This window comes from Bradyrhizobium sp. USDA3516, from assembly GCF_057651995.1.
Genome location: NZ_JBYGYN010000008.1, coordinates 276779 through 290002, shown reverse-complemented (window position 1 = coordinate 290002; position 13224 = coordinate 276779). Strand labels below are relative to the sequence as shown.

Sequence of the window (13224 nt, the reverse complement as noted above, 5' to 3'; positions counted from 1 at the left end):
GAAATTTCCACGCCTTGACGCACCGGCGGTCGGACGACATCCCGCACGCAAGGTGACGCGCGGCTTCTTGAAGGAATCCCAATGGCTCTACCAACCTCAACTTTCGTCACCTACTCCGCGGTGGGCAACCGCGAAGACCTCAGCGACATGATCTATCGCATCGACCCCGTCGACACGCCCTTCATGAGCGGCGTCGACAAGGAGAAGGCGACTGCCGTCAATCACGAATGGCAGACGCAGGCTCTTGCCGCGGCCGACGGCGCCAATGCCCAGCTCGAGGGCGACGATCCCAACACCAACACCACCACGCCGACCGTGCGCCTCGGCAATCTCTGCCAGATCTCCTACAAGGTCGCCCGGGTCTCGGGCACCCAGCAGGCGGTCGATCACGCCGGGCGCGACAACGAGCTCGCCTACCAGGAGATGCTCAAGGGTCTCGAGCTCAAGCGCGATCTCGAGACTATCCTGTGCGGCACCAACCAGGCCAAGGTGGTCGGCAACACCACGACGCCGCGCAAGACGGCGTCCATCCTGTCCTGGATCGTGTCCGCGACCTCGAAGGGCACGGCCGGCGGGGCTGCGGACCCGGCGGTCGCCGACGGAACCGGCACGCGAACCGACGGCACCCAACTCGCCTTCACCGAGGTGCGCCTGAAAACCGTGCTCTCGACGATCTGGACCAATGGCGGCAAGCCAGGCACCATCATGACCGGCGCCTTCAACAAGCAGGTGTTCTCGACCTTCACCGGCCGGTCCACCGCGATCGAGGAGTCCAAGTCGAAGAAGATCGTTGCATCCGTCGATGCGTACGAATCCGATTTCGGCAAGCTCAAGGTGGTCGCCAATCGCTTCCAGCGGCCGCGCGACGTCCTGGTGCTCGAGCTCGACAAATGGGCGGTGGCCTATCTCAACGGTCGCAACATGATCTCGATCCCGCTCGCCAAGACCGGCGATTCCGATCGCCGGCAGATCCTGGCCGAATACGCGCTGGTATCGCGCAACGAGAAAGCCTCCGGCGGCGTGTTCGACAACACGACGTCCTGAGCGCCCGCGATCATTCACCTCAACCTCGGGGCAGCCTTCGGGCTGCCCTTTTCTTTTGGAGAGCCAAGATGCCGATTCCCGGCAATCGTACCCTCAATACCGCCGATCTCACCGCCTACACCCCGTCATGTGGCGCGAGCCCCGTCGCCGCTTATGTTCGCGTTCCCTTTCGCTGCCGCGTGTTGAAGGTCGCTGGCATCCTCGGTGGTGCGATCACGACCGCCGACGGCACCATCACCGTCGCGGCGAATGCGGCAACGCTGGCGACGTTCACGGTGACCCAGGCAGGATCTGCTGCGGGTCAGCTGTTCTCTGCGGTCCCGCCGTCGCCGACCTATCTCAACGAGGACGACGTGATCGTGCTGACGCCCTCCGGCGCGTCAGGTGCCTCGATCCCCATGCATTACTCCATCTCCGTGAGGACCGCCTGACATGCCGTTCCAGTCCAAACAAAACTCCTCGCGTGTCGGCCCGACCCAGACGATCGTCTATGACAGCAGTGTGGGTGCCGCCAGCGCTTTCGGACCGGGGACCTATCAGGTCCGTCTGGTCGCGAATTCAGGCTGCTGCTACCGGATCGGCGACGGCGCCCAGACTGCAACCATCTCCGATCCTTATCTGCCGGCCAATGTGGTCGAGTACGTCACCGTGAGTCCCGGCCAGCGCATTGCGGCGCTGAAAGCCGCGACCAACGGTCTGGTCACGGCGACTGCCGGTACGCTGTGGGTGACGGAGCTGTCGTGATGGAAGGCATTCTGATCAGGCCTCACCTCGACAGCAACGGCCGCGAACTGGCGATCGAGCACGTCCAGGATGTAGCGCCAATTCTGGAATGGAATAGGCGGGCGCGCCAGGACGAGCAGCGCGGTGACTGGGGGCGGCATGTCGCCCGCATCCCCAACGTCATCTACGTGCAATGGCTCAACGAGGAGCATGCGAGGGGCAACACCTCGCTGCGGCTGTTCACGCCCGAATTCGACGCGATCGTGCAGAAAAAGCTCGACGACCCCGAATGGGCCTATTTGCGAACCGATAGGCCGAGATTGCAGGCCGGCTGGTCAGCGGAGCTCACGTGACCCAGATTACCGATTACACATCGCTGCAAGGCGCAGTGATCGAATATCTCGCGCGCGATCAGGATACGACATTGATCGCGCGGATCCCGACCTTCATTCAGCTCGCGGAAGCCAAGTTCAATCGCCAGCTCTTCGTGCGGCAGATGGAGCAGAGGGCGACGGCCCTCGTCGACCTCGGCTCGAACGAGCCGGAGTTCATTTCGTTGCCATCGGACTTTCAATCCATGCGTCGGGTCCGGCTGTCCAGCGTGACAGGAAAGCCCTGCCTCGAGTTCAAGTCGGGGACGCAGATGGACGAGTATCGCTTTGCGACCTCCGATGTCGCCGCGCGGCCGCGCTATTTCACGGTGTTCGGCGGCGAGCTCGAACTGGCTCCGACGCCGGATGCGGCCTACACGATCGAAATGGTCTATCGGCAGAACGTTCCGTCGCTCGCGGCGAACGGGAATAACTGGCTGCTCACCATGGCACCCGATCTCTATCTCTACGCAGCCCTGCTGGAGTCCGCGCCGTACATCAAGGAAGACGCGCGCATCCAGACCTGGGGCCTCGGCTTCACGTCGGCGCTCGCCGACATCAACAATCTCGGGCTGACGTCGACCTTCAACGCAGGGCCGATGACGGTGCGCGTTTCCGGACAGGTCATCTAGGAGGGCGACATGGCAAGCTTCAACAAGTTCTATTGCTTCGTGCAGGACGTAGCCAATGCACTGCACGACATGAAGACCGGCACGGCGCAGGTGTACAAGGTCTATCTGACCAACACGGCGCCGGTCGCGACGAATACGGTCTATAATACACCGGCAGATCTCGCGACCGGCAACGGCTATACCGCGGGTGGGAGCAGTGTCGGTACGATTACCGGTGCGCAGACGACCGGCACGTTCAAGTTTGTGGGCAGCACCGATCCGAGCTGGACCGCCTCGGGTGGTTCGATCGGGCCGTTTCAATATGCGGTGCTCTACAATTCGACCTCGTCGACCAAGCCGCTGATTGGCTGGTGGGATTATGGCCTCGCCCTCACGCTTACAAACGGTAATACCTTCACTGTCGATCTCGACCAGGCCAACGGCATTTTGACGATCACCTGATATGGCAGCTTTTCTCGATGTTTGCCGCTTCAATCCGTCCGCCGGCGGAACGGGCGATTGGACCTTCGCGTCGGCCGTAACCGGCTATCAAAGCCCGGCTGCGGCCGGGGTCGTCAACGGACTCTCGTACAAATACCGCGCCGAGAGCGCCGATCTCAGTCAATGGGAGATCGGGGAGGGCGCCTACAACACCGCGTCCGGCGTGCTGGCCAGAACAACGGTCTTGTTCAATTCTTCGGGGACCACCGCAAAGATCAACTTCGCGACGATACCGCAGGTGGCGGTCGTGGCGCTCAAGGAAGACCTGATCTCGGTCGAAGAGAGCAACGGCTTTACCTCCGCCCAGAAAGGCCAGGCGCGAAGCAATATCGACGCGCAGCAGACGATATCGAGCTTTTCGGCCATCCTCGGCGCAGACGTGACGATGTCCGCCGTCAACACGCTGTTCGACGCCGTTTCCCTCTCACTGGGAACGAGTGGGACTTTCTTGATGATCGGGACCATGTCGCTCAAGGATACCAGCGCCGCTGCCAAGTTTCTGGCTCGGTTGACTGATGGCACCAACATCTTCGCTTACAGCGGATGGGTCTATTCCACGGGAGCTGGGAACGCCGTACAGGTTACGCTCGCGGCGATCGTCACCAACCCTGTGGCTCCCGTCAGAATGCAGGGGTTCAATGCGACCAGCGCGAACGGCAAGATCGTCTACAACGACGCCGGCGCCGGTAGGGACACGCAACTCGTCGCGATCAAGATCGGCTGAGCTTTTCGGATGCTGCACCTGGCCAGCGGCCAGGCCGAACGCTGCTGCATTCGGTACCAAGCCAATAGCGATCGGACGCAATTCGGAGCCTGATTGATGTCGCTTCTTGGTTTTGACGCTGCCGGGCGGCTTGCGCTCGGGCAGTTGCCGACGCTCGGCCTGACCAACACGGTCCTGCTCACCACGACGGGGAGCTGCGCGATTGCGGGGCAAACGACGACTTTCAGGTCGGCACACTCGGGCGATCGCGGTGTGTTCTCCCTATCTGGGCTCGCAGCCACAACCACGGCCGTGCTGCAGGGGACGGGCCGCAGCTACGCCGCCGCGGGAGGCGCTGCCTCGTTCAAACGGTCCTTTGCAGCGGCCGCTGCCGGCCTCTCTGTCAGTGGGCAGCCGGCAAACTTTGCTGTGCGGTTTGCTCCTTCGCCTTCTACCTATCTGCTCGCGGGCAACGTCGTTGCGCCGCGCGTCTCGATGCGAGCTGCCTGCGGCCCTTATGACGCGAGCGGCTATCCTTCGACGTTTTCCCGCAATTTCGAGGCTTGGTATCCGCGGCCTTTCGATCTCGACGGCTGGACTGCAGCCGCGCGGCAGCACGAGGCCTGGACATCGAGCAACGGTGCTGCGGCTTCCTGGGTATCGGAGGCGGAGGCATCGACCGCCTGGACGCTCGCTTCGATCGACCCTGAACCTTGGACGATGGAATAATGCCACTCCTTTCTTACGGCGAATACCGCCCGGATCTCAGCGATTATGAAGGCCAGGCCTCGCGAGTTCTCAGCAAGAGTTACACACCACGTTTTCGGACAGTGCACTTCCTTTCACCCGGCGCACGTTCGGCGTGATCGTACAAAGCCAATGAATTGAAAATAGAGAATTACATGAGCGATCCCCGGTTTGTGGCGGTGGCGATTTCAATCGTTGTCTACGTGCTGCCAGTGGAAGCACGAGTGACTGGGAGGAATTCTGTAAGAGTATTCCGGCTGATTTGATGAGCAGTGAGACCGCAGGACGGGCTTGCTGGTCCAAAACGTTTGAGAGCGAACAGAACAAGACCGGGTGGTGCAAAAATCAATACGGCAACTTTGACCCGCCTCAATGGTTGACAATGTTCCGCATTTGTTCTAGTCCCTGTTAGGGCAAGGTGTTCTTCGGACTCCATCGTTTCAGGGTGAAAAATTGAACGGGCTTTGTCGATGCCGTGGACTGAACGCGCGCTCATAGAATATGTATTCCATTACGGCAAGCGTCAGCGTAGGGCAGTAGCGCGGCTTGGATTTCCCGACCGAGATGAAACTAGCGAGGACCTGTGGGTTTGTTCGTTTCAAATCGAAGGTCTTAAAGACAGCAGCGTCCGCCGAGCTCGAGGAGTGGACGGGCTTCAAGCTCTTACAATTGCGAGTATGGCTGTTCGCCGCACTCTCGAGCGTTTGAAGATGATCACCTTCGCGAGGGAATCTTACGAAGTCGTTTTTCCACGGTATTTGCCGTTCTGCTACGGTGTCGAATTTCATCGACAGCTTTGCAAGATGGTCGATGAGTGCATCGCGCAGAAGAAGAGGCAGATTTCCAGGCGGCGCAGCCAGAGAAATTCGCGCTCATAAACTGATGTCAGTTTGCTGGTCGGCATGCCTCGATCGCGCGACCCGCGCGTGCGGGGCTTGGGCCTGTTAACGCGCGAAGCCGTCGGGTAACTGGTCGGAAATCCGTTTCCCGTCGTTCAGGATCAGCCCGCCGCGGGTATGAAGATCGCATCTTACCGAGAATCCTTGCCGGCTTGGCCTGGCAAACAGACGCAACTTTACTCGGCGCCCAGATGTCGAGCTCTGTCGCAGGGCGCTTTCAACCAGGCGCCACCGAGCAATGTGCAGCACTTCGCGCATACAACGTCGAAATGAGATCAACGAACAATGCCACTCCTTGCCTACGGCGAGTATCGCCCGGATGTCAGCGATTATGAAGGCCAGGCCTCGCGCAACATCCTCAATGTCATTCCGCGCGGCGACGGCTACGGGTCGTTTCCGTCTTTCTCGGCGTACACGTCTGCGCTGCCGGCACCGTGCCGCGGCGCATTCTATGCGCTGAAATCGGACGGTACGGTCGTCACCTTCGCCGGCACGGCCACCAAGCTCTACCGGCTCAACAACATCGACTTCACCTGGATCGATGTCTCCAAAGGTGCAGCCTCCTATTCGGCGCTTTCGGCGACCGCACAGTGGCAGTTCGCGCAGACCGGCAACTTGGTCTTTGCGACGCAGGCGAACGCGGTTCTGCAGGTCTTCGATCTCTCGTCGGCCACGGCCTTCGCCGATGCGCTCGGTTCGCCGCCGCAGGCCGCCTATATCAGCGTGGTCGGCCGCTTCCTGGTGCTGTCAGGGCTGCTGTCGACGCCGTACCGGATCCAGTGGTCCGGGCTGAACAATTTCAACGCGGCGGACAGCTGGACCAGCGGCATCAAGTCGTCCGATTTCCAGGACTTTCCCGACGGCGGCATCGTGCGTGGCGTCGCCGGCGGCGAGTCCGGCATCGTGTTCCAGGACCAGGCGATCCGGCGGATGTCCTATGTCCCGGGCTCGCCGATCATCTTCCAGATCGATCGTATCACCCAGGACAAGGGCCTCTATGCGCCGTACTCGATCATTCGCGCCGGCGAGCGCATCTTCTTCTATGCCGGCCAGGGTTTTCACAAGATCGAGCCGGGCGGCGTCCCGCAGCAGATTGGCCGCGAGAAGGTCGACCGCAGTTTTCTGGCAGATCTGGATAAGGGCAACCTTCAGCTCTTTATGGGCGCCGCCGACCCGCGCTCGACGCGCGTCTATTGGGCCTACAAGTCGGTATCGGGCATCGTTGGTGCTTACGACAAGCTGCTCGGCTACGACTTCCTGCTGGATCGCTTCTTCCCGGTCGCCGTCACCGGCGAGTATCTGCTGGGCATCTCGCAGACCGGACTGACGCTGGAGAACCTCGACAGCATCTCGTCGTCGCTCGATGCGCTGACGCTAAGTCTCGATGCCTACGCGACGGCGGTGCAGCCGGAAATCGCGCAGTTCTCCGATGTCCATTTGCTGGGCTTCTTCCGCGGTCCGAGTCTCGAGGCGACGCTGGAGAGCGCGGAGCAGGGCACGGACGAGAACCGCATCACCATCCGCGGCTTTCGGCCGGTGACCGATGCGGCAACGCTGTACGGCTCGGTCTCCTGGCGCGATACGCCGGCGGCGGCCGCGACGGCGGGTGCGGAAGTGCTGGTCAATGCGCGCACAGGCCGTTGCGACGTCAGGCGCGACACCCGCTATTCCCGCTTCAAGGTCCGCATCCCGGCCGCGACCAACTGGTCCTTCTGCGCCGGCATCGTTCCCGATCTCACACCCAACGGCACGCTATGACGGCTTACGTCCCCGGCATTACCGAAACCGACCTGAAGAAGATCGTGCTCGCGATCCAGCAGCTCGCGGCCGGACGATCAAATGCCGTCGGCAGCGTGACGCTGGCGACGGGCGCATCGAGCACGACGGTGACGACGGTGAATTGTGCGGCGGGATCGGTGCCGATCCTGGTGCCGGCGTCGGCGAACGCGGCGGCGGAGGCCGGCAATGGCACGATGTATGTGAGCGCCGTTGCGAACGGCGCGTTCACGATCGCGCATGCGAACTCGGCGACGACGGGCCGGGTGTTCTTTTGGGCGGTGGTGGGGTGAGAAATCCTGGGAAGATCAAGCAAACCATTGCTTAGCTGGCCTGTCTCAATTTGCGATGGGCCTGTCCGGGTGTCTCTGACTTCGCTCGCGATCTAACGAATACTCCGATCCGTCGCACCGAAGTGCAAAAGGTATCGGGCATTACCGTAGTTTCAACTCAATGAATTTCGAGGAGAGATGATGTCTAATGCTGATAGTTGGCTAGGCCCCTATCGTGTGCCTGTTGATCCCTGGCAGCAGTTCCTCACGCGGCCCACAGATCTTGACTTGTTGCAGTACGTCGATAAGTCTCTGAATACGCCCATCGATGCGGGCTTGAACAGGAGCTCGAATCTCGGGAGAGAGCAGCTCTTCCAGTCACGTGGATCCGATCGAGCCAATCTGTTCCCGGTGAAAGGCTGGACCGTCGCTGATGCGACTCCCACAGGCCCTGCAGCGATATTGCGCAGCGGGCCCCTAGAGCAGCCCCGAGCCGGTATCAGTTCATTCGTCTCTCGTGCTGGGGATGCTCCTATCGGAAATTCCCATCCACCAGGCCCGCGCCTGCCGGGACGAAACCCCGGCGCTTTAGGAGCACTCCTGATGATCATCCAAGCTTTGGATGATCTAGTCGAAAAACCGCAGCGAGTTTTTCCTCCACAGCCTGAACCCAATCCGAATACAGAATCCGAACGGCGCATGTCGTCGGACGAAGATGACGACACGCCCAAGACGCAACGGCCGGATCCAAACATCAGACGGCTGACGACGGTCGAAGAGTCTCCACCCTTGGCACCAGAGGCTGAAGCCGGCGGAGAGAATTACGACGGGTGCGACGAGGAATGGGCAGAAGCGCGAAAAACTTGCGAGGACGGGTTCAGAGGCCCGCGCGGGTATGCTCCGCAGTCGAGGCCGCTTGGCCGTCGAAGGTGGAGTTTAAATGACTGCATCGAGAGTCTCGTAAGCGCTCGGTGCGGCGGAAAGCCACTTAAGGAAGGACCTAGTGGTAAGGAACGTGCGAAGCGCAACAATGAAGCGGTCCAAAAGAAGCGAATGGATCGAGAACCCAGGGATGACCCACCAAAACAGCGCTAGATGCCGATCCCGTGAAGTGACATGGTCATGCTTCCATAATCGCTGGGGTTTGAGATAGACGGACCCCGGCGCGGCCTGCGTAACTGCGCCAAGGGGGCTATGATGTCATCGCTGTCGACAAGGATTGTGTCGCTCTCGTTTGAACTATTATATGATGAGCTCGAGCCTCTTCTGAGAGCTGCACGAGCGGCGTCGCCGGAGGAAGCTAGTGTTGTCGGGCTATCAGAGGCACTTCAAGAGAAGCTCGGACAGCTGGAAGGAGAGCGATCACATGCGAGATACCTTCTCTCCGGCCTTAATGCCTTAAATTTCAATCTGATGGAGTGGGAGTATTGGAGAGACGCCGAACTCGTCTCAAGAGAACTCGTGCGATTGTCATTAGCCTTCGACGAGGTGTTTTTTCTCGATGATGCTCGATTGAGGCAAGCAGCCTGCTTAAAGCGCCTGGGCCGAATAAGAGACTTCAAGAATGTAGAGAGAGAGATTCCAGCGGGCACAAGATTCTGGATGCGGGACAGATTTTGGTATGTCGACGAGATATGATTCGCGAAGAAACATCTTGATGCAGATTTATGCAGGGCGTCGACAACTGGAGCCTTGATCCGCATGAGGAGCTCTTCATCAATATAGACCGCTGACAGGTCGCGGCAGGCAGGACGTTGACAAGAGTGCTGGGGGCGTCAGAACATGCACTCGGATAGGAGTCCGAGTAATGACGATGGAGCGCGATGATCCCCTTTTGAAACTGGCTGAGTGGGTATGGCAATTGCGCCGAGAGCAGCCGCTTCACCGCGTCATCGAGATTGTCAGTGAGCGGGCGCAGCAAGCAGATAGTGACGACTATCACTTCCTTGCGTTTGAACTCGCGGGCCTGCTGCGTTATGCGGGACGAATTGACGAAGCAATCCAGATCCTCGATGAGGTGTCTGATCGTTTTCCTGATGACGTTCGTGCTCTAATGGCCAAGTCGTCCATTTATTTCTGGACGCTCGATCAACCCGAGCGAGCGCTTGAGTGTATTGAGGTGGCATTGGAGCGTGCCCGACGGACCGGCTTCTCCCGTCGGGAAGCCCTCGGGGACAAGGCTCGGATTTTGGTGGAACTCTCTCGCGGTGACGAGTTGTCCGACGTGCTTGAGGAGATCATGTCTCTTCAAATGCTGCCGGGCATTCCCGATGTTGCTCGCGAGCGCGATTTCGTCGACCGCGCCCCCCCAAGGTCTTATCCGGAAGAACGTCCTGGAGCGCTACAACGAGTTTCGTCCAAGGCGTCCCGGGGATGGTGCTGGTGACGAACCACCCAAATTCGAACCTGCAAACGATTGGATGTGAAAACGTCGGCCGCCTTCGTTGAGGGTTCATCTGCGGTCCGGCGCGAGCGGCCTTGGGAGAGCAAAGGCGCTGCTCGATGTCCAGAGCGCGAGCGCCGTTTCTCACTCCCCCACGTGCTTGGTGTCTCCCGCCGCCCCAGCCCGAGATGACAGTACGGAGCAGGGCACGGACGAGAACCGCACTACCATCCGCGGCTTCCGCCCGGTGACAGACGCCGCAACGCTGTTCGGCTCGGTGTCCTGGCGCGATGCGCCGGCGGCGGTCGCAACGGCGGGTGCGGAAGGGCTGGTCAATGCCCGCACCGGCCGTTGCGACGTCCGGCGCGACACCCGCTATTCCCGCTTCAAGGTCCGCATCCCCGCCGCGACCAACTGGCCCTTCTGCGCCGGCATCGTTCCCGATCTCACACCCAACGGCACGCTATGACGGCTTACGTCCCCGGCATCACCGAGCCCGACCTGAAGAAGATCGTGCTCGCGATCCAGCAGCTCGCGGCCGGACGATCAAATGCCGTCGGCAGCGTGACGCTGGCGACGGGCGCGTCAAGCACGACGGTGACGACGGTGAATTGTGCGGCTGGATCGGTGCCGATCCTGGTGCCGGCGTCGGCGAACGCGGCGGCGGAAGTGGGTAACGGCACGTTCTATGTGAGCGCCGTGGCGAACGGCGCGTTCACGATCGCGCACGCGAATTCGGCGACGACGGGGCGGGTGTTCTTGTGGGCGGTGGTGGGGTGAGGGGGCGACCGTTGTCGCCCGTCACCTACTGACGCGCCTGAAAACAAGCCCGCCTCCATGCGCAATCTTTTTGATCATTGATACTTTCGGAGAGCTCATGAACTACATTGAATATCGGCAGGGATTTGGTCGTCCATTTGAGCCGGACCAGGAGCCTGGGAAGCGAGCCACAGATTTTGATCTTCTGCAATACATCCGCGGCTTGCCTGGAGCGCAGCCGAGATATTCCCCCGCCGTCCCGATAGGGATTGGATATGGGAGCGTTGCGCCGGGATCACCCGTCGAGACAATGCGCTTCTTGGGGCTGAATCCTGGCCCGGCGAATGGATTGACCGTAGCCGAAGCAACTACGACCGGACCTGCGGCCGTACTGCGCAGTGGCCCTTTGGAGCGAACCCCGCAAGCTGCAGATCGGTCCCTCCCCCGTCCACGAGGCGCCCCTGTAGGAAGACCACGCCCGCAAGGCCCGGGAAGAGTTTCTGGCGGAAGACTGGGAGCGTTGTGGATGCTTCTACGGACGCTGGATGGGCTCGTCGAAACGCCAGAGCCGATCCAACCGCCGGATCTGGGCTCTGGCCTAGGGGCGGAGACGCCTCGAACTACCGATGCAGAGGCCGGAGGAGCTGTGAATCCTGATGAGCGGCACCTCACGCGGATGCCTTCTGAGCGATCCAACTCGGATGACCTTAATCCGCTTGCCACTCGCAGGCGGCCGACCGGAAATCTTCCTACTCTCGGGGGCCAAACGTCAGTAGGAAGAAAGCGTTCCGGTATGAGAGTGGACGCTCGAAATGGTGGCGGAGGCCGCAATGTAACCCGAACTGACGACGAAGACTTTTGTGGAGCTCGTTGGGCTCGGGAGAAGGAGCAATGTTGGAATACTTGGCAAGAGCGCCGTGATAACGGGTTGAACGGCTACCCGTGGGACGACTTTCTTGACGGGTGCAAGGAGAACGCTCGTCAAAGGTTCATGGCCTGCTTTCAAAACGGGGGGCGTCCGCCTCAACCAGAGCTCCCCGAGTGGGGGCCTGAGCATGAAGAAAGATGGCTCAATGAGCAGCGCTGAGTTGGTTGCTCGACGCTGGTGAGCAATGTTATGTTCAGCAGATAGAGAGGTATTCTAACTAAGTTGAGAAGGTGTCGTCATAGCTTCGTTCATCTCACCCAAGGTGTTTGATGACTGGATCGTGGAAGTCCGTAGTGGGACTTCTTTGGATGCAGTTATTCGCGTTGTGGCAGACCGGATGGCGAGTGCGGACGATGGGGACTATCGGTATCTTGCCAATGAGCTTGCGTGGTTGTTACGGGAAGCCGGGCGAGACGAAGAAGCGCTACAGGTTTTGGATGATATGCTAGAGCGCTATCCTAGCGATGTTCGTCCTGCCATCAGCAAGGCAAACATCTATCTAAATGCTCTCGATCTACCCGAGGAAGCTCTTAGATCGATTGACGTTGCGGTGATGCGTGCGCATCGAACGAAGTTCTTTCTGAGGGAGGCGCTTGGCGACAAGGCTCGGATTCTGCTGAAACTCTCCCGCGGCGATGAGTTGTCCGACGTGCTCGAGGAGATCATGTCTCTTCAAATTATGCCGGGTGTTCCCGATATCGGTCGCGAGCGTGACTTTGTCGATCGAGCACCCCCGGGCCTCATTCGGAAGAACGTGCTCGAGCGTTACAACGAGTTTCGTCCAAGGCGTCCGGAGGACAGCTTGGCTGACGAACGACCCAAATACGAACCGGCAAACGATTGGACGTGAAAACGTCAGCCGCTTTCGTTGACGCTTCATCTGCGATCCCACGCGATCGAAATTGGCCGCGCTGAGGCTGGCGAACGTTCGCGTCGTCACGGGAGCTGGCGTTTATTCATTGTCTTCATTCGGAATTGGTCATGAGCAATAGGCTGCCGCAGACATGCGGCGTCTACCCGGATCGACACCACCACGCGCAACTCGTCTGCGTCGATCCGAACAGCGTGCGCGAGGTCTGGCCGCTTGCCGCTCCACTCATTGAGCGGGCGATTGTCGAAACGGGCTTGGCGTCGTTCGTGGCAATCGAGCGTGACATCCTCGTTGGCACGTCGCTGCTTTGGGTCGCCTGGAATGGTTCGGTGATCGAGGCGGCTGCATCCACCAGCCTCCAGCAAACGGATGCCGGCAAGGTCTGCGTCATCACGGCATGCGGCGGCACTCGCATGACGCGCTGGCTGCCGCTGATCCGCGGCATCGAGGCGTATGCGCAAGCGGAAGGATGCCATTGCGTGCGCATCTTCGGGCGGAAAGGCTGGGCTCGCGTTCTCGATGGATATGAACAGACCTACGCGATTATCGACAAGCGCTTACCGTAGCGGCGAGGCGCTCGTCCGGTAGCGGCAGTCGATACGGTACCCATTGCAATTCATGCACCGGGGGTTGCGT

General features: G+C 60.3%; 17 protein-coding genes. All 17 read left to right on the top strand.

From position 1 onward, the window contains the following. Positions 1-81: 81 nt before the first annotated feature. The 17 genes from AC24YW_RS25050 to AC24YW_RS24970 all read left to right on the top strand — a co-directional run bounded on the left by AC24YW_RS25050 (position 82) and on the right by AC24YW_RS24970 (position 13154). Complete coding sequence (locus AC24YW_RS25050; protein WP_487485220.1) at positions 82-1044, top strand: DUF5309 domain-containing protein; 963 nt, start codon at positions 82-84, stop codon at positions 1042-1044. A 68-nt stretch (positions 1045-1112) separates the two neighbouring features. Beyond that, positions 1113-1475 (top strand): hypothetical protein, encoded by a 363-nt coding sequence (locus AC24YW_RS25045; RefSeq protein WP_487485219.1) that lies wholly within the window; start codon positions 1113-1115, stop codon positions 1473-1475. A gap of 1 nt (position 1476) precedes the next feature. Further along, positions 1477-1788, top strand: a complete 312-nt coding sequence (locus AC24YW_RS25040; protein ID WP_487485218.1) for a hypothetical protein — start codon at positions 1477-1479, stop codon at positions 1786-1788. Next, positions 1788-2120: a hypothetical protein gene (locus AC24YW_RS25035; RefSeq protein WP_487485217.1), complete on the top strand. Its 333-nt coding sequence runs from the start codon at positions 1788-1790 to the stop codon at positions 2118-2120. Before AC24YW_RS25040 ends, AC24YW_RS25035 begins: the two co-directional genes overlap by 1 nt. Next, entirely contained in the window at positions 2117-2770 is a 654-nt protein-coding gene (locus AC24YW_RS25030; protein WP_487485216.1) for a phage adaptor protein, read from the top strand. Before AC24YW_RS25035 ends, AC24YW_RS25030 begins: the two co-directional genes overlap by 4 nt. A 9-nt stretch (positions 2771-2779) precedes the next feature. Continuing rightward, positions 2780-3211 carry a hypothetical protein gene (locus tag AC24YW_RS25025; RefSeq protein WP_487485215.1) on the top strand — a complete coding sequence of 144 codons (432 nt, stop codon included), beginning with the start codon at positions 2780-2782 and terminating at the stop codon, positions 3209-3211. A 1-nt stretch (position 3212) separates the two neighbouring features. Beyond that, the gene (locus tag AC24YW_RS25020) at positions 3213-3974 is read left to right on the top strand and encodes a hypothetical protein (RefSeq protein WP_487485214.1); all 762 of its coding nucleotides are present in this window, start codon (positions 3213-3215) and stop codon (positions 3972-3974) included. A gap of 96 nt (positions 3975-4070) precedes the next feature. Then, complete coding sequence (locus AC24YW_RS25015; protein ID WP_487485213.1) at positions 4071-4682, top strand: hypothetical protein; 612 nt, start codon at positions 4071-4073, stop codon at positions 4680-4682. 488 nt (positions 4683-5170) lie between these two features. Then, positions 5171-5578 (top strand): DUF6968 family protein, encoded by a 408-nt coding sequence (locus tag AC24YW_RS25010; protein WP_487485212.1) that lies wholly within the window; start codon positions 5171-5173, stop codon positions 5576-5578. 306 nt (positions 5579-5884) lie between these two features. Beyond that, positions 5885-7357 (top strand): hypothetical protein, encoded by a 1473-nt coding sequence (locus AC24YW_RS25005; RefSeq protein WP_487485211.1) that lies wholly within the window; start codon positions 5885-5887, stop codon positions 7355-7357. Then, positions 7354-7668, top strand: coding sequence for a hypothetical protein (locus AC24YW_RS25000; RefSeq protein WP_487485210.1), 315 nt, complete (start codon positions 7354-7356; stop codon positions 7666-7668). The genes AC24YW_RS25005 and AC24YW_RS25000 overlap by 4 nt, the downstream gene beginning before the upstream one ends. A 1176-nt stretch (positions 7669-8844) precedes the next feature. Next, complete coding sequence (locus tag AC24YW_RS24995; protein WP_487485209.1) at positions 8845-9285, top strand: hypothetical protein; 441 nt, start codon at positions 8845-8847, stop codon at positions 9283-9285. A gap of 169 nt (positions 9286-9454) precedes the next feature. Then, positions 9455-10033, top strand: a complete 579-nt coding sequence (locus AC24YW_RS24990) for a tetratricopeptide repeat protein (protein ID WP_487485208.1) — start codon at positions 9455-9457, stop codon at positions 10031-10033. A 244-nt stretch (positions 10034-10277) separates the two neighbouring features. After that, complete coding sequence (locus tag AC24YW_RS24985) at positions 10278-10499, top strand: hypothetical protein (protein ID WP_487485207.1); 222 nt, start codon at positions 10278-10280, stop codon at positions 10497-10499. Next, positions 10496-10810, top strand: coding sequence for a hypothetical protein (locus AC24YW_RS24980; protein ID WP_487485206.1), 315 nt, complete (start codon positions 10496-10498; stop codon positions 10808-10810). The genes AC24YW_RS24985 and AC24YW_RS24980 overlap by 4 nt, the downstream gene beginning before the upstream one ends. Positions 10811-11997: 1187 nt before the next feature. Beyond that, complete coding sequence (locus AC24YW_RS24975) at positions 11998-12567, top strand: tetratricopeptide repeat protein (protein WP_487485205.1); 570 nt, start codon at positions 11998-12000, stop codon at positions 12565-12567. Positions 12568-12698: 131 nt separating this feature from the next. Next, positions 12699-13154: a hypothetical protein gene (locus tag AC24YW_RS24970; RefSeq protein WP_487485204.1), complete on the top strand. Its 456-nt coding sequence runs from the start codon at positions 12699-12701 to the stop codon at positions 13152-13154. The last annotated feature ends 70 nt before the right edge of the window (positions 13155-13224 follow it).